At 72.8% G+C, this 19,199-nt stretch carries 18 protein-coding genes; 8 read left to right on the top strand and 10 right to left on the bottom strand.

Going from position 1 to position 19,199, the window contains the following annotated elements; translation table 11 throughout:
- Positions 1 to 51 precede the first annotated feature (51 nt).
- Together CV755_RS32235 and CV755_RS32230 are read left to right on the top strand one after the other, a co-directional pair.
- Entirely contained in the window at positions 52 to 264 is a 213-nt protein-coding gene (locus tag CV755_RS32235; RefSeq protein WP_109284283.1) for a hypothetical protein, read from the top strand.
- Positions 265 to 277: 13 nt separating this feature from the next.
- Positions 278 to 505 carry a hypothetical protein gene (locus tag CV755_RS32230; protein WP_109284281.1) on the top strand — a complete coding sequence of 76 codons (228 nt, stop codon included), beginning with the start codon at positions 278 to 280 and terminating at the stop codon, positions 503 to 505.
- A gap of 222 nt (positions 506 to 727) precedes the next feature.
- On the opposite strand, the gene CV755_RS32225 is transcribed toward CV755_RS32230, so the two are convergent.
- Positions 728 to 5,497, bottom strand: coding sequence for an ATP-dependent helicase (locus tag CV755_RS32225; RefSeq protein WP_109284279.1), 4,770 nt, complete (start codon positions 5,495 to 5,497; stop codon positions 728 to 730).
- A gap of 223 nt (positions 5,498 to 5,720) precedes the next feature.
- On the bottom strand, positions 5,721 to 6,656 hold the full coding sequence (locus tag CV755_RS32220) for a hypothetical protein (protein WP_109284277.1): 936 nt from the start codon (positions 6,654 to 6,656) through the stop codon (positions 5,721 to 5,723).
- Positions 6,657 to 6,764: 108 nt separating this feature from the next.
- Between CV755_RS32220 and CV755_RS32215 the strand changes: the two genes are divergently transcribed.
- The 3 genes from CV755_RS32215 to recX all read left to right on the top strand — a co-directional run bounded on the left by CV755_RS32215 (position 6,765) and on the right by recX (position 8,904).
- Complete coding sequence (locus CV755_RS32215; protein ID WP_109284275.1) at positions 6,765 to 6,959, top strand: DUF3046 domain-containing protein; 195 nt, start codon at positions 6,765 to 6,767, stop codon at positions 6,957 to 6,959.
- A gap of 217 nt (positions 6,960 to 7,176) precedes the next feature.
- Positions 7,177 to 8,298 carry a recombinase RecA gene (gene recA / locus CV755_RS32210; RefSeq protein ID WP_193553525.1) on the top strand — a complete coding sequence of 374 codons (1,122 nt, stop codon included), beginning with the start codon at positions 7,177 to 7,179 and terminating at the stop codon, positions 8,296 to 8,298.
- A 6-nt stretch (positions 8,299 to 8,304) separates the two neighbouring features.
- Positions 8,305 to 8,904: a recombination regulator RecX gene (gene recX / locus CV755_RS32205; RefSeq protein ID WP_109284271.1), complete on the top strand. Its 600-nt coding sequence runs from the start codon at positions 8,305 to 8,307 to the stop codon at positions 8,902 to 8,904.
- Positions 8,905 to 8,969: 65 nt separating this feature from the next.
- On the opposite strand, the gene CV755_RS32200 is transcribed toward recX, so the two are convergent.
- The 7 genes from CV755_RS32200 to CV755_RS32170 all read right to left on the bottom strand — a co-directional run bounded on the left by CV755_RS32200 (position 8,970) and on the right by CV755_RS32170 (position 15,310).
- Positions 8,970 to 9,392 (bottom strand): rhodanese-like domain-containing protein, encoded by a 423-nt coding sequence (locus tag CV755_RS32200; protein ID WP_109284333.1) that lies wholly within the window; start codon positions 9,390 to 9,392, stop codon positions 8,970 to 8,972.
- Entirely contained in the window at positions 9,389 to 9,982 is a 594-nt protein-coding gene (locus CV755_RS32195; protein ID WP_109284270.1) for a cupin domain-containing protein, read from the bottom strand. The genes CV755_RS32200 and CV755_RS32195 overlap by 4 nt, the downstream gene beginning before the upstream one ends.
- Before the next feature lie 188 nt (positions 9,983 to 10,170).
- Positions 10,171 to 11,823 (bottom strand): FAD-dependent monooxygenase, encoded by a 1,653-nt coding sequence (locus tag CV755_RS32190; RefSeq protein WP_109284268.1) that lies wholly within the window; start codon positions 11,821 to 11,823, stop codon positions 10,171 to 10,173.
- A gap of 168 nt (positions 11,824 to 11,991) precedes the next feature.
- Positions 11,992 to 12,903, bottom strand: a complete 912-nt coding sequence (locus CV755_RS32185) for an amino acid ABC transporter permease (RefSeq protein WP_109284266.1) — start codon at positions 12,901 to 12,903, stop codon at positions 11,992 to 11,994.
- Positions 12,900 to 13,550, bottom strand: a complete 651-nt coding sequence (locus CV755_RS32180; protein WP_109284264.1) for an amino acid ABC transporter permease — start codon at positions 13,548 to 13,550, stop codon at positions 12,900 to 12,902. The genes CV755_RS32185 and CV755_RS32180 overlap by 4 nt, the downstream gene beginning before the upstream one ends.
- Before the next feature lie 21 nt (positions 13,551 to 13,571).
- The gene (locus tag CV755_RS32175; RefSeq protein WP_109284262.1) at positions 13,572 to 14,492 is read right to left on the bottom strand and encodes a glutamate ABC transporter substrate-binding protein; all 921 of its coding nucleotides are present in this window, start codon (positions 14,490 to 14,492) and stop codon (positions 13,572 to 13,574) included.
- A 56-nt stretch (positions 14,493 to 14,548) separates the two neighbouring features.
- On the bottom strand, positions 14,549 to 15,310 hold the full coding sequence (locus CV755_RS32170) for an amino acid ABC transporter ATP-binding protein (RefSeq protein ID WP_109284260.1): 762 nt from the start codon (positions 15,308 to 15,310) through the stop codon (positions 14,549 to 14,551).
- Positions 15,311 to 15,566: 256 nt separating this feature from the next.
- Between CV755_RS32170 and CV755_RS32165 the strand changes: the two genes are divergently transcribed.
- The 3 genes from CV755_RS32165 (at position 15,567) to CV755_RS32155 (ending at position 18,197) form a co-directional block, all read left to right on the top strand.
- On the top strand, positions 15,567 to 16,274 hold the full coding sequence (locus tag CV755_RS32165) for a response regulator transcription factor (RefSeq protein WP_109284257.1): 708 nt from the start codon (positions 15,567 to 15,569) through the stop codon (positions 16,272 to 16,274).
- Between the two features lie 13 nt (positions 16,275 to 16,287).
- Complete coding sequence (locus CV755_RS32160; RefSeq protein ID WP_109284255.1) at positions 16,288 to 17,694, top strand: HAMP domain-containing sensor histidine kinase; 1,407 nt, start codon at positions 16,288 to 16,290, stop codon at positions 17,692 to 17,694.
- Between the two features lie 254 nt (positions 17,695 to 17,948).
- The gene (locus CV755_RS32155; RefSeq protein ID WP_153068784.1) at positions 17,949 to 18,197 is read left to right on the top strand and encodes a hypothetical protein; all 249 of its coding nucleotides are present in this window, start codon (positions 17,949 to 17,951) and stop codon (positions 18,195 to 18,197) included.
- Here CV755_RS32155 and CV755_RS32150 read toward each other — a convergent pair.
- Positions 18,194 to 19,192 (bottom strand): TAXI family TRAP transporter solute-binding subunit, encoded by a 999-nt coding sequence (locus CV755_RS32150; protein ID WP_109284251.1) that lies wholly within the window; start codon positions 19,190 to 19,192, stop codon positions 18,194 to 18,196. The genes CV755_RS32155 and CV755_RS32150 overlap by 4 nt on opposite strands.
- Between the last annotated feature and the right edge of the window lie 7 nt (positions 19,193 to 19,199).

The following is a 19,199-nucleotide window of genomic DNA, read 5'->3' as shown; positions in this document are numbered from 1 at the left end:
GCCCCGCGGCTTCCGGTGGCGCTCCCGGCCGGGCCGGGGTCTCCTGGGGGCATGGACGAGCACCCGGTGACCCGCTTCACCCAGGAGCTGATGCTCGTCAGCGACCTGGACCGGGAGGCGGCGGGCGCCTTTGTCCGCAGCGTCTATCTGGCCGGCGTGCACGACGGGGAGCAACGGGTCCTGGTCGAACTGCACCGGCGCGACCGCCGGATCGAGGAGCTGGAGCGGGAGTCGGCCACGCCGGGCGGGGAACGCCCCGGCTGACCGAGGAGGCGCCATGCCGTGGCACGAAAGACGGGGCCGGCACCGGCCGCGGGGGCCCGGCTCAGGGGCGCTCGCCCTGCTGGGCTGCGGACTGTGCTGCTGGCTTCTGCTGGCGGCGACCGGCCGGGCCGGGGCGGCGGGCGGACTGCTGGTGGCCGGCTGGGGCCTGAGCCTCCTGCCCGTCCACTGCGTACCGCGCCCTCGCGGCCGGGGCACCCACCGCCTCACCCGTTCGGATTAACACCGCCTCTCCCGGCAACGGTCACCGGCAGCCGCCCTTCCACCGCCGGGTGTGCCCTTCCCAGGGGCGCGGGGAACTGCGCGACCAGCCACAGATGGCCCGCTGCCAACCGACAACGGTCATCGGCAGACGCCGCTTCGCCGCCGGATGTGCCCTTCCCAGGGGCGCGGGGAACTGCGCGACCAGCCACCCACGGCCCGCACCCGAACCGCACCGGACGATCTACGGCGCCCGGAGCCGCAGACCCCGGGGGGTCGCGTGGAAGCCCGCCCCCTCCAGCAGCGGGCCCAGCGCAGAAGTAAGCGCGGGGGAACCGTTGACCCGCTCCACCGTGACCGTGCCGAGCGCGCCCGCCCGCCCCGCCCCGGCCAGCGCCTCGACGGCCTCCTTCAGCAGGGGATCGTCGGCCAAGGACGCCGGGGACGCCGAGGACTCCTCGGACGCCGGCCACGCCAGCAGCGTCTTACCGCCCCGCTCCACATACAGCACCAGCGCCCCGTCCACCAGGACCACCAGGGACCCGGCCTTGCGGCCGGGCTTGTGGGAGGCCCCGCCCGGCGGCTCCGGCCAGGGCAGGGCCGCGCCATAGGCGTTGGCCGGATCCGCCGCCGCGAGCACCACCGCCCGCTGCCGGGCCCCGGACACCGCACCCGGCACCGCACCACGCACCGCGCCGGACACCGCACCCGGCGCCATGGCGGGCCCGGAACCAGCCGCCCGTTCCCGTGCCGTGCTGACCGCCCGCAGCCGGTCGATGGCGCCCTCCATCGCGAACTGGGCCGCCCCCAGGCCCTCGACCACATAGCCGCGCCGGGCCTGCCCGCTCTCCTCGAAGGCGGCCAGCACCCGGTAGGCCGCCGAGAAGCCGCCCTCGACCCCCTCGGCCACCACCGCGCCCCGGGTGACCACCCCATGGCGGTCCAGCAGGGTGCGGGCCAGGGCGTGTGCCCGGTGGGTGGGCTCGGGGGCCGGAGCGGGCAGCAGTGACCAGCGTCCGGCCACCGTGGGCGGCCCGCCCCGCGCGGCGGCCGGGCGGCTGGCCAGGCCGGTGCGCCCGGCGAAGGAGCCATAGCGCCCCCGGGGCACCGCACGCCGGGCCCGGTGCGCGGTGGAACCGGCGGTACGGCCGGAGCCCAGCAGCGAACGCAGCGGCGCCAGCGTGTCGTTGGTGAGCCGGCCGGACCAGGCCAGCTCCCACAGGGCGTCGGCGATCCGGGCCTCCGACCCGGCGGAGCCGTCGAGTTCGGGCAGTACCGTGCGCACTCGTTCGGCGATCTGCCGGAAGAACAGGCCATAGCCGCCGGACAGGGCGTCCAGCACCGCCCGGTGCAGCGGGGTGAGTTCCAGCGGATGCGGGGCGGGCAGCAGCAGCGGCGCGGTGTCGGCGGGCAGCAGGGTGATCCAGCCGTCCTTGCCGGGCAGCGCGCCCGCCCCGGCCCACAACACCTCACCGGCGGCGGTGAGTTCATCGAGCATGGCGGGCTGATAGTCGCTCACCCGGGCGGGCAGCACCAGCTTCTCCAGCGCGGAGGCGGGCACCGGCGCCCCCTGCAACTGCTCGACCGCGCGCAGCAGTCCGTCGATCCCGCGCAGCCCATGCCCGCCAATGTGCTGCCACTGGGGCAGGAAGGCGGCCAGCGCGGTGGCCGGCACCGGCTCCAGCTCCTGGCGCAGCGCGGCCAGTGAACGGCGGCGCAGCCTGCGCAGCACCGCCGCGTCACACCACTCCTGGCCGGCCCCCGAGGGATGGAACTCGCCCTGCACAATGCGGCCCGCCGCCGCCAGGCGGTGCAGGGCACCATCGGTCACCGCGCTGCCCAGGCCGAACCGCTCGGCGGCCCGCGCCGAGGTGAACGGCCCATGGGTACGGGCGTAGCGGGCCAGCAGATCGCCCAGCGGATCCTTGACCGGCTCGGTGAACGCCTCCGGCACGCCCACCGGCAGGGCGGTGCCCAGCGCGTCGCGCAGCCGGCCCGCGTCCTCGATGGCGGCCCAGTGCTCCCGGCCCGCGATCCGTACCCGCAGCGCCCGCCGGGCCCGCTCCAACTCCCCTGCCCAGCCCGGCTCGGCGCCCCGCTCGGTGAGCTCGGCATCGGTGAGCGGGCCGAGCAGGCGCAGCAGATCGGCGACGCCCTCGGCGTCCTTGACCCGGCGGTCCTCGGTCAGCCACTGCAGCTCGCGCTCCAGCTCCGCCAGCACCTCGGCGTCCAGCAGCTCGCGCAGCTCGGCCTGGCCCAGCAGTTCGGCCAGCAGCCGGGAGTCCAGCGACAGGGCCGCCGCCCGGCGCTCGGCCAGCGGGGAGTCGCCTTCGTAGAGGAACTGGGCGACATAGCCGAACAGCAAGGAGCGGGCGAATGGGGAGGGTTCGGGCGTGGTGACCTCCACCAGCCGGACCCGGCGGGCCTCGATGTCCCCCATCAGCTCGGTCAGCCCGGGGACGTCGAAGACGTCCTGCAGACACTCGCGGACCGCCTCCAGCACAATCGGGAAGGAGCCGAACTCGCTTGCCACCTGGAGCAGTTGGGCGGCACGCTGGCGCTGCTGCCACAGCGGGGTGCGCTTGCCGGGGCTGCGGCGCGGCAACAGCAGGGCCCGGGCGGCGCATTCGCGGAACCGGGCGGCGAACAGGGCGGAGCCACCCACCTGGTCGGTCACCAGGCCGGGGATCTCCTCCTTGTCGAAGACCACGTCGGCCGCGCCCAGTGGGGACTGCTCGGTGTCGAACTCCGTGCCCTGCCCGGCGGGTTGGGTGTCCAGCAGGTCCAGGCCCAGCAGGTCGGCGTCGGGCAGGCGCAGCACAATGCCGTCGTCGGCATGCATCACCTGGGCGTCCATGCCATAGCGCTCGGTGAGCCGGGCACCCAGGGCCAGCGCCCAGGGGGCGTGCACCTGGGCGCCGAACGGGGAGTGGATCACCACCCGCCAGTCGCCCAGCTCATCGCGGAACCGCTCCACCACAATGGTGCGGTCGTCGGGCACATGGCCCGCCGCGCGGCGCTGTTCGTCGAGGTAGGACAGCAGATTGCCGGCGGCGAGGGCATCGAGCCCGGCGTCGGTGAGCCGCCGGCGGGCGCGTTCCTCGTCCAGGGCGCCCACCTCGCGCAGGAACGTGCCCAGCGCACGGCCGAGTTCCAGCGGGCGGCCCAGCTGGTCGCCCTTCCAGAACGGCAGCCGGCCGGGCACGCCTGGGGCGGGGGTGACCAGCACCCGGTCCCGGGTGATGTCCTCGATCCGCCAGGAGGTGGTGCCCAGGGTGAACACATCGCCCACCCGGGACTCATAGACCATCTCCTCGTCCAGTTCACCGACCCGGCCACCGCCCTTCTTCGGATCGGCCCCCGCCAGGAAGACGCCGAACAGGCCGCGGTCGGGAATGGTGCCGCCGGAGGTGACGGCCAGCCGCTGTGCCCCGGGGCGCCCGGTGACCGTTCCGGCCACCCGGTCCCATACCAGGCGGGGCCGCAACTCGGCGAAGGCGTCGGAGGGATAGCGTCCGGCGAGCATGTCCAGCACACCGGTGTAGGCGGATTCGGGCAGGGCCGCGAACGGGGCCGCTCGGCGCACCACGGCCAGCAGTTCGTCCACGTCCCAGGTGTCCATGGCGGTCATGGCGACGATCTGCTGGGCCAGCACGTCCAGCGGGTTGGCGGGCACCCGCAGCGCCTCGATGGCCCCCTGGCGCATCCGCTCGGTGACCACCGCCGCCTGCACCAGGTCGCCGCGGTACTTGGGGAAGACCACTCCGGTGGACACGGCGCCCACCTGGTGCCCGGCGCGGCCCACCCGCTGCAGACCGGAGGCGACCGAGGGCGGGGACTCCACCTGCACCACCAGATCGACCGCGCCCATGTCGATGCCCAGCTCCAGGCTGGAGGTGGCCACCACGGCCGGCAGCCGGCCCGCCTTGAGGGCCTCCTCGACCTGGGCCCGCTGCTCCTTGGAGACCGAGCCGTGGTGGGCCCGGGCGATCACGGCCGGGGCACCGGCGGCCGCGCCGGAGCCGCCCATCAGCTGGGCGGGGGAGTGGTGTCCGGGCAGCGGCTCGCCGGTGGCCCGTTCATGGGCGATCTCATTGAGCCGGTTGCACAACCGCTCCGCCAGCCGGCGGGAGTTGGCGAAGACGATGGTGGAGCGGTGCGACTGCACCAGGTCGGTGATGTGCTCCTCGACATGGGGCCAGATGGAGGGCTTCTCGCGCTCGTCGCCCTCCTGCACCGGGGAGGCGCCCAGCTCGCCCAGGTCCTCCACCGGCACCACCACCGAGAGGTCGAACTCCTTGCCCGAGGGCGGCTGGACGATCTCCACCTTGCGCCGGGGGGAGAGATAGCGGGCCACCTCGTCCACCGGCCGGACGGTCGCGGACAGGCCGATGCGGCGGGCGGGGCGGGGCAGCAGCTCGTCCAGCCGCTCCAGGGACAGCGCCAGATGGGCGCCGCGCTTGGTGCCGGCCACGGCGTGCACCTCGTCCAGGATGACGGTCTCGACTCCGGTGAGTGCCTCCCGGGCGGCGGAGGTGAGCATCAGGAACAGCGACTCGGGCGTGGTGATCAGGATGTCCGGCGGACGGCTGACCAGGGCGCGGCGCTCGGCGGGCGGGGTGTCGCCGGAGCGGATGCCGACCTTGATCTCCGGCTCCGGCAGCCCCAGCCGCACCGCCTCCTGGCGGATGCCGGTGAGCGGGCTGCGCAGATTGCGCTCCACATCCACCGCCAGGGCCTTCAGCGGGGAGACATACAGCACCCGGCAGCGCTTGCCGCGCTCGGCCGGCGGCGGGGTGCTGGCCAGCCGGTCCAGCGAGGCGAGGAAGGCGGCCAGGGTCTTGCCGGAGCCGGTGGGGGCGACGACCAGCACGTCGGAGCCCCGGCCGATCGCCTGCCAGGCTCCGGCCTGGGCGGCGGTGGGCGCGGTGAAGGCTCCCGTGAACCAGGAGCGGGTCGCGGGAGAGAACTCCGAGAGCGCCGGGTCGGTGGCCGCCGCCGAGTCGTCCGTCATGCCACCCATCGTGCACCGCACCACTGACAACGCCGCCGAGCGGCGGGTGGCAGGGGCGCGGGGAACTGCGCGACCGGCCACGACGCGCCCGCAGGTGCCTGGGCGCCGTAGCCGGGTCGGGGGTGGCCCTCGTTGCGTTTCACGCGCGGGCCGTCGGTGGCTGGTCGCGCCCACGCGGCGGAGCCGCATGACACCACTGCCCCGCGCCCCTATCGGGCGCCCCCTAAACCGGGCGGCCGTGGGCGCGCAGTGTCAGCAAGGCGTCGATCGTGGCCAGCGGCCGGTGTTCCAGGTCCGCGGCCGGGGTCCAGGAGCGCTGCCGCGCGGGCCAGCCGCCGTCCTCCTGCTGTGCGGCGGCCAGGTGGTCCAGGGAGCGGGCCAGCTCGGCGTCGGTGAACCAGAGGCGGGCCAGCGAGGCGGGGCTGCGCGCCAGGTCGTGCGGGAAGCAGGGGCCGTCGGGCTCCGGGCGCGCCTGGTGCCCGGCCTGCCCGGCGGGCCCGGGGTCCCGGGCGGACGGGTCCAGGACGGCCAGCCGCTGCTCGCGCACCGCCCGGCCCAGCCGGTCGGCCGCCGCCTCGGCGCGCGGCCGGTCCGGGACGCCGTCGAGGAAGGCCACCGCGGCCTGGACCTCCCTGGGATGCGGCCGGCCGCCGACGGCCAGGGCGTCCACCGCCGCCCAGCAGAAGTCGGTGGCCCGGAACAGCCAGGCGTGCCAGACCGCGTTGCGGTGCAGCAGGCCCACCACCGGGCCGGTGGTGAGCAGGGAGCTGGGCGGGCTGTCGGGCGCCGGGAGCCAGGGGGCGGCCGGGTGGCCGCGCAGTGAGGGGTGCAGGGCGGGCAGGGCGCCGTCCGGAGTGGAGACGGCGGTCAGATAGCGGCAGACCGGCTCGGCCCGCCGGTCGCCGCAGCGGCCGATCTCGTCCAGCACCCGCAGCGCGTGGGCGGTGTGCAGGGGCTGGCTCACCGGGCCGCGCAGATCGGGGTCCAGAGCGTGGCCGTAGCCGCCGTCCTCGACGCGGTAGGCCGTCAGGGCCGCCTCGACCGGGTCCGGGCCGCCGCCCAGGAAGTGGAAGGCGAATCTGCGCTGCTCCAGCACGCGGGCGGTCAGCCAGACGAAGTGCGCGGCGCGGGCCGCGGCGGATGCTCCGGAGGGGGCCATGCACAAGACCGTAGGGGGCCGGAGCGGCGCCGGTCAGTGGCTAGGGCCCGGCTGCACCCGCAGGGGCGGGTGGCCGGGCGTGCTCGGTTGACGCCTTACGCTGCGGATATGAAGTTGACCGTCTTCTGGCAGCGCATGGCCGAGCACTTCGGCCCGGCGTACGCCGACTCCTTCGCCCGTGATCATGTGATGTCCGAGCTCGGCGGCCGGACCGTGTACCAGGCGCTGGACGCCGGCTGGGAGGCCAAGGATGTGTGGCGGGCGGTGTGCCGGGCGGTGGACGTGCCCGCGGACAAGCGCTGACAAGCACCGGCAGGCGCTGACCGGTATCGGCCGGCGCCGGGCGCGCCCGCTTGACACGAAAATCGAACATCCATTCTGATTGGGGTCCGCGACTGGCCCGGTAAACCGCCCTTGATGGTATTTGCGCAGGTCAGAGCGGCGTCTGGGCCCATTGTCAGTGGCAGGCGTTAGCGTCATGGACGTGAAGCGATCGACTCAAGCGAACCGGGTGGAACCCATGGCAGGCACGGACCGCGAGAAGGCGCTGGACGCCGCCCTCGCACAGATTGAACGGCAGTTCGGCAAGGGCGCCGTGATGCGCCTGGGTGAGCGGCCCAATGAGCCCATCGAGGTCATCCCCACCGGGTCCACCGCGCTGGATGTGGCACTGGGCGTCGGCGGGCTGCCCCGCGGCCGGGTGGTCGAGGTCTACGGACCGGAGTCCTCCGGTAAGACCACCCTGACCCTGCACGCGGTGGCCAACGCCCAGCGGGCGGGCGGCACGGTGGCCTTTGTGGACGCCGAGCATGCGCTCGACCCGGAGTACGCCAAGAAGCTCGGTGTGGACATCGACTCCCTGATCCTGTCCCAGCCGGACAACGGCGAGCAGGCGCTGGAGATCACCGACATGCTGATCCGCTCCGGCGCCCTCGACCTGATCGTCATCGACTCGGTGGCCGCCCTGGTGCCGCGCGCCGAGATCGAGGGCGAGATGGGCGACTCCCACGTCGGTCTCCAGGCCCGGCTGATGAGCCAGGCGCTGCGGAAGATCACCGGTGCGCTCAACCAGTCCAAGACCACCGCGATCTTCATCAACCAGCTGCGTGAGAAGGTCGGCGTGATGTTCGGCTCCCCGGAGACCACCACCGGTGGCCGGGCGCTGAAGTTCTACGCCTCGGTGCGCCTGGACATCCGCCGCATCGAGACCCTCAAGGACGGCACCGAGGCGGTCGGCAACCGCACCCGGGTCAAGGTCGTCAAGAACAAGGTCGCCCCGCCCTTCAAGCAGGCCGAGTTCGACATCCTCTACGGCCAGGGCATCAGCCGCGAGGGCGGCCTGATCGACATGGGTGTGGAGCACGGCTTCGTCCGCAAGGCCGGTGCCTGGTACACCTACGAGGGCGACCAGCTGGGCCAGGGCAAGGAGAACGCCCGCAACTTCCTCAAGGACAACCCCGACCTGGCCAACGAGATCGAGAAGAAGATCAAGGAGAAGCTGGGCGTGGGCGTGCGGCCCGAGGCCCCGGGCGAGGAGCCGGGCGCGGATGCGGCGGGCGCGGCCACCGGTGAGCCGGCCAAGTCCGTTCCGGCTCCGGCCGTCAAGTCCACCAAGGCGGCCAAGGCGACGGCCAAGGGCTAAGTCCTGATGACCCGACGAACCGAGTTCGGCGAGCCGTATACGGACGACCATACGGGCGGTGGTGCCCCGGCCCCGTCGAGGGCCGGGGACGGGGCGCCGCCGTCACCGGAGGAGCAGGCGCGGGCGGTCTGTCTGCGTCTGCTCACCGGATCCCCGCGCACCCGTGGGCAGTTGGCCAGGGCGCTGGCCAAGCGGGGCATCCCCGAGGAGGCCGCCCAGGAGGTGCTGTCCCGCTTCGAGGATGTGGGGCTGATCGACGACGCGGCCTTTGCCGGTGCCTGGGTGGAGTCCCGGCACCATGGCCGCGGGCTGGCCCGGCGGGCACTGGCACGGGAGTTGCGCACCAGGGGCGTGGAGCAGGCGGTGATCGAAGAGGCCGTCGGACAGCTGGATCCGGAGCAGGAGGAGCGCACCGCCCGGGAGTTGGTGGAGCGCAAGCTCCGGGGCACCCGGGGCCTGGAGCGGGAGAAGCGCATCCGCCGGCTGGTGGGAATGCTGGCGCGCAAGGGGTACGCGGAGGGCCTGGCCCTGCGCGTGGTGCGCGAGGCGCTGGCCGCGGAGGGGGAGGATGAGGAGCTGCTGGAGGCATATCTGTCCCCGGAGTAGGGGCGGTTGTCCCCGCCGGGACGACCAGGGCGGACACCGGTCAACGCCCCGGCCGCACTTGGCGGTCAGCCGCCGCCCCCTGTCGCGTCATCCTGCGCAGGCGCCCGGGCGCCCGGCGGGATCACCGGTAGCCCCGCCGCGCGCCATGCCTGGAACCCGCCCGCCAGGTCCGTGGCCCGGTACAGCCCCAGCTGCCGCAGTGAGACGGCCGCCAGCGAGGAGGCATAGCCCTCGTCGCAGATCACCACCACCCGCAGCCCATGGCCGGTGGCCTCGGCCGCCCGGTGCGCACAGCATGGGTCCAGCCGCCATTCCAGCTCATTGCGCTCCACCACCAGCGCCCCGGGGATCGTACCGTCCCGCTCGCGCAGCGCCGCATAGCGGATGTCCACCAACAGCCCGCCCCCGGCCTGGACTTGGGCCGCCTCGGCCGGACCCAGCCGGGCCAGTGCGCCACGGGCCCGGGCCAGCAGTTCCTCCACCCTCATGCCCACTCCCGAGGCCACTCGACCTCTTCCAGCCGCAGCACCCGGCCGGTCCGGCCATAGCGGCGCATCATCGGCAGCGGCGGGTGATAGGCGTGCACCGATACCGCGTGCTCCCCGGCCGAGGGGTTGAACACCTGGTGGACATGGTGCGGCCCGAAGGCCCGCCCCTGGCCGCCGGTCAGCCGCCGCTCGCGGTCCACGCCGTCCGCCAGTTCCAGCAGTTTCCAGCCCTCGGTGGGCAGCTGGACGGCCAGCGACTGCTCGGTCAGGGTGCCCGCCGCCAGGGCGAAGGCCCCGCTGGAGCCACCATGGTCGTGCCAGCCGGTGCCCGCCCCGGGCGGCCAGCCGATCAGCCAGGCCTCACCGCCGTGCGGCCCGGCCAGCCTGATCCAGGTACGGCCTTCGGGGTCCAGCGGCAGCGCGGCCACCAGGGCGGCGTCGGCCGCCACCCGCCGGGCGAAGCACAGCAGTTCCCCGGGCGAAGGCGGGGCGGACGAGGGCGAAGCGGGGGCGGCCGGAGCGGGGGAGTCCGGAGCGGAGGGCGCACCGGAGCGCGCGGAGGTGTGCGAGGGCTGCACGGAGAAGGGCATCAGAACCGTCCTGGATGATCGCGAGGGCGCGCGGCGCCAACTCCCGGCCGCGCGGGGGAATATGCGGATCAGCAGGACGGACAACAGCGGCAGCCCGCGTAGCGGAGCAGGTCCAGATGGACCCTCCGCCAGAACCGCGCACCGCCGTCAGTCATGGCCCGGAGTCAACCACCCCGGCCAAGGGCCGGTCAACGCTTGGCCGTAGCCTCACCGGCTTCCTCCGCGCGCAGCGCCGGTGCCCGGTCCACGGCCCGCTCCTCGGCCGGGCGTACCGCACCGGCCGCGCCACCGCGCACCGCGTCGGCGCAGGCGTAGAGCTCCGCGGGCCGCACCCCGGACAGCGCCGCCACCAGATGGCCGTCCGGCCGCACCATCAGCACCGTGTGTGCCGCCGCCCCCGGATAGCTCTCCGCCACCAGCAGTTCCGCCCGTACCGGAAGCGCCCCGATGGCCGCCGCCAGCGAGGGCATCAGCCCGGCGCCCATCCAGTGCCGCCGTTCCCACACCCCCGTGCCGGGAGCGATCAGCACCACCAGCAGATCGCCGTCGAGGCGGTCGTGCAGCCGGGCGGCGGAGCCGTCCGGCGCGGTCACCGGGACATTGAGCACCCGGGCGCCCACCTCGGTGTCCACCGCCACCGAGCCGGCCGGCCCGGCGCCGGGGGCCAGCGGCGTACGGTCGTACACCGAGGGCGCGGCCAGCGCCCCGCGCCCCAAGTGGGCCTCGGAGAGCAGCAGATCATGGGCGCGCGCCGTGCCGGGCACCACCGCGCGCCGTACCGTGCGCCAGCCGCCGTCACCGCGCACCGCGGGCAGCGCCCGGTCCGCCGCCCGCAGCCGCCGCCCGGCCGCGGTGCGGCGCTCGGCCTGGTAGCTGTCCAGCAGGGTCTCCGAGGCGCCATGGTGCCAGGCCAGCGCCAGCTTCCAGGCGAGGTTGGCCGCGTCCCGCAGCCCCTCGTCCACCCCGTCCACTCCCAGCGAGCCCAGCAGCCGGGCGGCGTCCCCGGCCAGGAACACCCGCCCGCTGCGCCAGCGGCGGGCCAGCCGGTGGTGCACGGTGTGCACTCCGGTGTCCAGCAGCTCATAGGGCGGCAGTTCGCCGCACCACCCGGTCAGCGAGTCGGTGACCAGGCCCAGCAGGGCCTGGGGGGTGACCAGTTCGCCGTCCGGCGGCAGCGGCCAGTCCAGCCGCCACACCCCGTCCGGCAGCGGACGCGCCGTCACCTCCCGGCCCCGGGCGGGGGAGCGGTGCAGCACCGCCTCGCCGGGCCAGGGCAGTTGGGCGCGCAGCGCCGCCACCGCGTACCGCTCCACCGCGGTACGGCCCGGGAAGCGGGCCCCCAGCAGCTTGCGGACCACCGAGCGGGCGCCGTCACAGCCGATGAGGTAACTCGCCCGCCAGGTCTCCTGGTTGCCGCCCCGGGTGTGCACGGTGACCCCGGTGGCGTCCTGCCGCAGCAGGGTCAGCCGGGCGCCGGGGACGATCCGGGCGCCCTCCGCGCCCGCCAGCGCCGCCCGCAGCCCCGTGGTCAGGGTGTGCTGGGGGAGGTGGGCCGGGGAGGGCTCGGCCTCGCCGAACTCCACCCGGGTCAGCAGCGAACGGCGGTGCATGGTGCGCCAGGCCGTCCAGCGGGCGTCCCCGGGGGCGGTGAAGCCCAGCCGCTCCAGCGTGCCCAGGGTGTCCGGCCGCAGCACCGTGGTGCGCGCCGGGCGCCGTTCGCCCGGTCCCGGATCCTCGTCCGGGGTCTCGTCCAGGACGATCACGGGCACCTGACGGCGGGCCAGCCCCAGGGCCAGTGCGAGACCGGCCGGGCCGGCCCCGATGACGATCACGGGGTCCACGGCGCACCCGGGCGGAGAGGAGGGAACAGCTCGATCACAGAACGTATGCAACCCATTGCCACCGCATGCGTCAAGTGATCGCAGGCCGCCGCGGGGTGCGCCGGTGGCGTACGCCCCGTCGGCCGGGCCGGGCCGACGGGGCGTCACTTACGGGTGAACGCCGGGGAACTAGGAGGGGTCCGCGCCGGAGCCGCCCGGTCCGGTGCCCGGGGCGCTGTGCCCCGGATCGGCCATGACGGCCGCCCCGGTGGCGGCCAGCGGGGGCGGGGCGCCCTTGCGGGAGCGCTGGGTGCGCCGTTCGACCCAGGTGGCCAGTCCGGAGAGGGCCAGGCAGAGCAGGATGTAGATCGAGCCGAAGACGATCACCATGGGGATGAAGGCGTAGACGCCGTTCACCGGCGTCAGCTGCTGGGCGAAGGCCTTGCCGACGAACAGCAGCTCCTCGTAGAGGATGATGAAGCCCAGCGAGGTGTCCTTGAGGGTGACCACCAGCTGGCTGATGATCGACGGCAGCATGGAGCGCACCGCCTGGGGCACCAGAATGCCGCTCATCACCTGGGTCTTGCGCAGCCCCAGGGCGTAGGCGGCCTCGCTCTGCCCGCGCGGCACCGCGTTGATGCCGGAGCGGAAGATCTCCGCCTGGACCGAGCCGTTGTAGAGCACCAGGCCGAACACCAGCGCCCACATGGGTTCGGTGGTGAACACCGCCGCGGACAGCAGAAAAATCATGATCAGCAGCGGCATGGCGCGGAAGAACTCCACCACCACGGTGGCGGTCCAGCGCACCGCCCGGTGCTCCGACAGCCGCCCGGCCGCCAGCAGGGCGCCCATCGCCAGGGACAGCGCCCCGGCGATGGCGAAGGTCTTCAGCGTGGTGAGCAGGCCGTCCAGGATGCGGTGCTGGGTGTCGGTGTATTCATAGGCCGTCCACAGCCCGGACTGGAACTGCCCCGTCTCGTCCAGCCGGTGGATGATGAAGGCCAGCAGGCCCAGGATGCCCAGGACGGACAGCGCGCCGTAAATCCGGTTGCGGGTCCGTGCCTTGGGGCCGGGGGCGTCATAGAGCACGCTCGCGCTCACCGGACCACCGCCAGCCGGCTCTCCAGCAGCCGGAACAGGCCGCTGATGGCGAAGGTGATGATCAGGTAGCAGAGGGCGATCCAGAGGAAGATCACGTAAATGTTGTAGCCCTGGTCGGAGTTGAGGCCCTTCTGTACCGAGGCCAGCTCGCCCACATTGAAGCCGGAGGCGATGGCGGTGTTCTTGGCCAGCGCGATCATCAGGCTGCCGATGGGCGGTATCGCGGTGCGCACCGCCTGGGGCAGCACCACCTGCCCCAGGGTCTGGCCGAAGGTCATGCCGATGGAGCGGGCCGCCTCGGCCTGCCCCACCGGCACGGTGTTGATGCCGGAGCGGACGGCCTCACAGATGAACGCGGAGGTGTAACTGCCCAGGGCCAGTACGGCCAGCCAGAAGTCGTCCCAGCCCTTGAGCCCCAGCGCGGGCAGCCCCAGGGTGACGGTGAGGAACAGCAGCACCAGCGGGGTGTTGCGCAGCAGCGTCACCCAGGCGGTGCCGAAGGCGCGCAGTGCGGGCACCGGGGAGACCCGGAACGCGGCGATCAGGGTGCCCAGCAGCAGTGCCAGAACCCCGCTGTAGGCGGTGAGTTCGACGGTTTTGAGGAAACCCTCGCGGAACTCCGCGAAGTTGTCCGAGAGTACGTTCACTTCACGCCCCCGCTGCCGCGCTCAGTACCGGTCCACCGCGGGCGGGTTGGGGGCGGCGGCGCCGGACAGGCCCAGGGTGGCGTCATAGGCCTTCTTCCAGTCGCCGTTCTTCTCATGGGCCTCGATGGCCTTGTTCACCGCCTCGCGCAGCGCCTTGTCGTCCTTCTTCAGGCCCACGCCATAGGGCTCGGTGGAGAAGGGCTTGCCCACCACCTTCAGCTTGCCCTTGTTCTGCGCCGCATAGCCCTTGAGGATGGCGTCATCGGTGGTGACCGCGTCCACCTGGCCGTTGACCAGCTGCTGCACACACAGCTGGTAGACATCCTGCGCCTTGGCCTCGGCGACCCCGTACTTGGGCTCCTTGATCCGCTTGAGCGGGGTGGAACCGGTGGCCGAGCAGACCTTCTTGCCCTTGAGGTCCTCCGGCCCCTTGATGGAGCTGTCCTGCTTCACCAGCAGGTCCTGCCCGGCGATGTAGTAGGGCCCGGCGAAGCCCACCTGCTTCTTGCGCTCGTCGTTGATGGTGTAGGTGCCGACGTACAGATCCACGCCGCCGGCCTCGATCTGGGTCTCCCGGGCCGCGGAGACCACCGTCTTCCACTTGATGTGGTCCTCGTCGAAGCCCAGATCGGCCGCGATCATCCGGGCGATCTCCACATCGAAACCGGTGCGCTTCTTGGTGCTGGGATTCTCGAAGCCCAGGCCGGGCTGGTCGGCCTTGGTGCCGATGGTGATGGTCTTGCCCTTGATCCGGTCGAAGACCGGCGAGCCCTTGACATCGGCCGCGGTGTTCACCTTGTAGGCGGGCGCCGCCGGGGCCGAACTGCCGTTCTTGGGCTTGTCCTTGTCCTCATCGGGGCTGCCCGACTTGCCGCAGGCGGTCGCGGTCACGGAGAGCGCCAGCACCACGGCACCCACCGCGGCGGTCTTGCGGAGCTTCATGGTGAACTTCCTTTACGTCTGCGGTGAGTGGGCCAAACCGGATGGTTCTAGTGGTGCTAGTGGTGCAGGATTTTGGACAGGAAGTCCTTCGCCCGGTCGCTGCGCGGATTGCTGAAGAACTGCTCCGGCGCGGCCTCCTCGACGATCCGGCCGTCGGCCATGAAGACCACCCGGTTCGCGGCGGAGCGGGCGAAGCCCATCTCATGGGTGACCACGACCATCGTCATCCCGTCCCGGGCGAGCTGCCGCATCACCTCCAGCACCTCATTGATCATCTCCGGGTCCAGCGCCGAGGTCGGCTCGTCGAAGAGCATCACCTTGGGGTCCATGGCCAGCGCGCGGGCGATGGCCACCCGCTGCTGCTGGCCGCCGGAGAGCTGCGCCGGGTACTTCTCCGCCTGGGCGCCCACCCCCACCCGGTCCAGCAGGGTGCGCGCGGTGGCCTCGGCCGATTTACGGTCCTTCTTGCGGACCTTGACCTGGCCCAGGGTGACGTTCTCCAGCACGGTCTTGTGCGCGAAGAGGTTGAAGGACTGGAAGACCATGCCAACGTCCGCGCGCAGCCTGGCCAGTTCCCGCCCCTCCTGGGGCAGCGGCCGGCCGTCGATGGTGATGGTCCCGGAGTCGGTGGTCTCCAGCCGGTTGATGGTGCGGCACAGCGTGGACTTACCGGAACCGGAGGGTCCGATGACCACCACCACCTCACCCCGGGCGATGGTCAGATCGATGTCCTGGAGCACATGCAGCGCCCCGAAGTGCTTGTTGACCTTGTCCAGGACGACCAGCGCGTCCGCGCTGTCAGCCGGTGCTTCGCTCATCGGCGCCCCTCGCTCCGTCCTCCTCGGTTGAGAGGGAACCCTAATGAGCCGCCACAACCAGCGTCATTACATCTGAGCTGAAATTGAGCATAACGATACGGTTGCAAACGGACACTCTGTGTGAAGGGGGCGCGAGGAGCGCGGAGCCGGAGTACCGGCTGAATAACGAAACGCCTCCCGGCGGGCTGGAGCCCCTTGACGTAACCGCCCCGTATCGGAGTGGATGCGGTGTGCAACGCAGCCGGGCGGAGGGCCGATGAGACTGCTGCTCGTGGAGGATGACGACCATGTCGCCGCGGCGCTGTCCGCCGTGCTGTCCCGGCACGGCTTCACGGTCACCCACGCCCGCAGCGGCGAGGAGGCGCTGCGGGCGCTACTGCCGGACGCCGCACCGCCGTTCGGTGTGGTGCTGCTCGATCTGGGCCTGCCCGACCAGGACGGCTTCGAGGTCTGCGGACGGATCCGCAAGCGCACCGGCACCCCGGTCATCATGGTCACCGCGCGGGCCGATACCCGCTCAAAGATCCATGGCCTCAACCTGGGTGCCGACGACTATGTGGTCAAGCCCTATGACACCGGGGAGTTGCTGGCCCGGATCCACGCGGTGGCCCGGCGCCGCCCGCCGGCCGCCCAGGGCGGTCCCGAACAGCCCGGCGACACCAGCCCGCCGCCGCTGCGCCTGGGGCCGCTGAGCATTGAACTGCCCACCCGCCGGGTGACGGTGGACGGCGTCACCGTCCCGCTCACCCGCAAGGAGTTCGACCTGCTGGCGCTGCTCGCCCAGCGCCCCGGGGTGGTGTTCCGCCGGGAACAGATCATCAGCGAGGTGTGGCGCACCAGTTGGGAGGGGACCGGGCGCACCCTGGAGGTGCATATCGCCTCGCTGCGCTCCAAGCTGCGCATGCCGGCCCTGATAGAGACGGTGCGCGGGGTGGGCTACAAAATCATGCTCCCCGCGGCATAGGGGCCCTGGGACCATGCGTGCCCGACTGCTGCCGCTGCTGATCGTGCTGATGGCCGGAGTGCTGCTGGCCCTGGGTTTCCCGCTGGCCGGGGGCATGGCGGCGGTGGACCAGAACCGGGTGGTGGTGGACCGCATCGACGACACCGCGCGCTTCGCCTCGCTCGCCCAGTACATCGCCACCCCGCCCTACCAGGCGGCCGCCGAGACCGACGAGCGGCAGTTCATCCTCCGGAAGGAACTCGACCGCTATCAGAGCCTCTATGGGATAAGGGCCGGGGTCTTCCGCCGCGACGGGGGCGCGCTGGCCGTCGCCCCCGCGGGCTGGGCGGTGCCGGACCGCGGCGAGGGGCGGCGGGCCTTCGAGGAGGCGCTGGCCGGGCGCCGCAGCCATGACCCGCCCCGGGTGTGGCCCTGGCGGCGCACTCGGCTGACCATCGCCTCACCGGTGATCCGGGACGGCGATGTGATCGCGGTGGTGGTCACCGACTCGCCCACCGGCGCCCTGCGTTCGCGCATCCTGCACAAGTGGCTGCTGCTGGCGGCGGGCGAGACGGCCGCCATGCTGCTGGCCGTGGCGGCGGCGGTACGGCTCACCGGCTGGGTGCTGCGGCCGGTACGCACCCTGGACGCGGCCACCCACTCCATGGCCGACGGCCGGATGAACTCCCGGGTCGGGGTGGACAGCGGACCGCCCGAACTGCGCAGTCTGGCCCGCTCCTTCAACGAGATGGCCGACCATGTCGAGGAGGTGCTGGAACAGCAGCGCGCCTTTGTCGCCGACGCCTCGCACCAGTTGCGCAATCCGCTGGCCGCGCTGCTGCTGAGGATCGACCTGCTGGCCCTGGACCTGCCCGACGGGCATGAGGAGATCGCCTCGGTGCGCACCGAGGGCAAACGGCTGGCCCGGGTCCTGGACGATCTGCTGGACCTGGCCCTGGCCGAACACAGCGAGGCGGATCTGCGGCTGACGGACATCGCCGAGCTGGTCACCGACCGGGTGGGGGCCTGGGCGCCGGTGGCCGCCCGGAAGCGGGTGGCCCTGGAGTTCCGCGGCCCCTCGGCGGCCACGGGATGGGCCGACCCCATCGCGCTGTCCAGCGCGCTGGACGCGGTGCTGGACAACGCGCTGAAGTTCAGCCCGGAGGGCGGGCGGGTGGAGGTCGTGGTGGCGCTCGCCGGGGAGCGGGTCACCGTCACCGTGGCCGATGGCGGTCCCGGCCTGACGGATGAGGAGCTCACCCGCATCGGCGACCGCTTCTGGCGCAGCAACCGCCACCAGAACATCACCGGCTCCGGCCTCGGCCTCTCCATCGCCCGCGCCCTCCTGACCGCGGGCGGGGCGACCTTGTCCTACGCCCCCAACCGCCCCCACGGCTTGCGCGCGACGATCGCGGTACCGCGCGAACAGTTCGCCCTTTGAGGGGGTGCGCCGGCTGGCCAAACCCGGCGGTGTTCCGCAACTCTGCTTGCTGTCCGCGGAGTTGTCCGATCCAGGCGGCGGGACTCCGATCGCCTGCGGCGCGGAGAAATGAACGGATCACAGAAGGGTAACGCCATGGGTTCGACGCCGTGTTCGACCTGCAACGGCTCCGGGTACGTGACCCGGGATGGGCTGACCTATCAGTGCGATGATTGCGGCGGGACCGGGCGTATTGAACACGGCTAGGAGTGATCGTGATGTGTCACAAGTGCTTCGGGGTGGGGTTCGTCCAGGAGGAGCTGCAGAACGGGACGAAGCTGGTCCACCCCTGCCCCGTATGTGACAAGAGCGAGTCGGACAGCCGGAACAGGGAGCTTCGCAGGCTCCCCGGCTGGATCAGCCACCGGCCCGGTCAGGCGGCGGCTGCCGAGGGCGCGGAGAACCACGCGAGCGATCAGGACGCACCCGCAGACGAATATGTGCCCAACCCGGCGGAGCGCTAAGGCTTGACGGAGACGTAGTAGCGCCGGGCCCCCGCGTGCAGCGGCAGGGGATCGGTGAACACGGCCGTCCGCAGATCCACCAGCTGAGCCGCGTGCACCTGTGCCCCGATCCGGTCCCGGCTCTGGATCACGGTCCGGGTCACCAGCTCCGTGAGCACCGGATCTGTATGTTCCATGGTCACCAGCAAATTGGGCACCGCGATGGACTTCACCGTACGCGCCGCCCCCAGCTCCCGGTAGGCATCGGCCGGCATCGTCGCCGCCCGGTAGAAGCGGGTCTGCCGGCCCAGCCGGTGCAAGGGGCCGATCAGGTCGTCGAGTTGGACCAGCCGGATGGGCAGCCGGGCCCCCAGCGTCTGGATCGCCCCCGTGGGCAGGCCGCCCGACCAGAAGAATGCGTCGATCTTCCCGCTCTCCAGCAGGCCGGGGCTGCGGTCGATCCCCACCTGGACCGGGCTGATGTCCCGGTCGAAGTCCAGCCCCGCCGCCGTCAGCAGCCTCCGGCTGATCGGCTGCACCCCCGAGCCCTGGGCCCCCACCCCCACCCGCAGCCCCTTGAGGTCGCGTACCGAGCGCACCGGTGAGTCCTGGCGCACCACCAGCTGGATGTAGTCGTCGTAGAGCCGGGCGCAGGCCCGCAGTTGCCGGGCGCCGGGCAGGCCGCGGTTCAGGTAGTCGGCCACCGAGTCGGCGGTGGCGATGGTGAAGTCCGCCTCACCGGAGGCGAGTTGGCGGAGGTTGTCCAGGGAGCCCTTGCTGGGCCGGAGTCCCACATGCAGGGCGGGCAGGTCCCGGGCCAGGTCCTCCTTGAGGAGTGCGCCATAACGCGCGTAGACCCCCGTGCGGACTCCGGTGGCGATGGCGATCCGGCCGGTGGCCGCGGGGGGCTCCGGCCGGCTCACCAGCCACCAGCTCAGCAGGCCGAGCAGCACGGCGGCCGCGGCGCCCGCCCGCAGGGCGCGGCGCCGGCCGAAGTGCGGCAGCCGGGGAGCCATACGCGGA

The sequence above is a fragment of the Streptomyces orinoci genome (genome assembly GCF_003121295.1).
In the GTDB taxonomy this organism is placed as follows: domain Bacteria; phylum Actinomycetota; class Actinomycetes; order Streptomycetales; family Streptomycetaceae; genus Streptomyces; species Streptomyces orinoci.
The sequence above is the reverse complement of the archived record's forward strand: the minus strand, read 5'-3'. Positions and strand labels throughout refer to the sequence as shown.

What these genes read in the sequence shown, in the direction of transcription:
- CV755_RS32235 (WP_109284283.1), top strand. Translation starts at nt 52, where the DNA reads ATGGACGAGCACCCGGTGACCCGCTTCACCCAGGAGCTGATGCTCGTC.
- CV755_RS32230 (WP_109284281.1), top strand. Translation starts at nt 278, where the DNA reads ATGCCGTGGCACGAAAGACGGGGCCGGCACCGGCCGCGGGGGCCCGGC.
- CV755_RS32225 (WP_109284279.1), bottom strand. Translation starts at nt 5,497, where the DNA reads ATGACGGACGACTCGGCGGCGGCCACCGACCCGGCGCTCTCGGAGTTC.
- CV755_RS32220 (WP_109284277.1), bottom strand. Translation starts at nt 6,656, where the DNA reads ATGGCCCCCTCCGGAGCATCCGCCGCGGCCCGCGCCGCGCACTTCGTC.
- CV755_RS32215 (WP_109284275.1), top strand. Translation starts at nt 6,765, where the DNA reads ATGAAGTTGACCGTCTTCTGGCAGCGCATGGCCGAGCACTTCGGCCCG.
- recA (WP_193553525.1), top strand. Translation starts at nt 7,177, where the DNA reads ATGGCAGGCACGGACCGCGAGAAGGCGCTGGACGCCGCCCTCGCACAG.
- recX (WP_109284271.1), top strand. Translation starts at nt 8,305, where the DNA reads ATGACCCGACGAACCGAGTTCGGCGAGCCGTATACGGACGACCATACG.
- CV755_RS32200 (WP_109284333.1), bottom strand. Translation starts at nt 9,392, where the DNA reads ATGAGGGTGGAGGAACTGCTGGCCCGGGCCCGTGGCGCACTGGCCCGG.
- CV755_RS32195 (WP_109284270.1), bottom strand. Translation starts at nt 9,982, where the DNA reads ATGCCCTTCTCCGTGCAGCCCTCGCACACCTCCGCGCGCTCCGGTGCG.
- CV755_RS32175 (WP_109284262.1), bottom strand. Translation starts at nt 14,492, where the DNA reads ATGAAGCTCCGCAAGACCGCCGCGGTGGGTGCCGTGGTGCTGGCGCTC.
- CV755_RS32170 (WP_109284260.1), bottom strand. Translation starts at nt 15,310, where the DNA reads ATGAGCGAAGCACCGGCTGACAGCGCGGACGCGCTGGTCGTCCTGGAC.
- CV755_RS32165 (WP_109284257.1), top strand. Translation starts at nt 15,567, where the DNA reads ATGAGACTGCTGCTCGTGGAGGATGACGACCATGTCGCCGCGGCGCTG.
- CV755_RS32160 (WP_109284255.1), top strand. Translation starts at nt 16,288, where the DNA reads ATGCGTGCCCGACTGCTGCCGCTGCTGATCGTGCTGATGGCCGGAGTG.
- CV755_RS32150 (WP_109284251.1), bottom strand. Translation starts at nt 19,192, where the DNA reads ATGGCTCCCCGGCTGCCGCACTTCGGCCGGCGCCGCGCCCTGCGGGCG.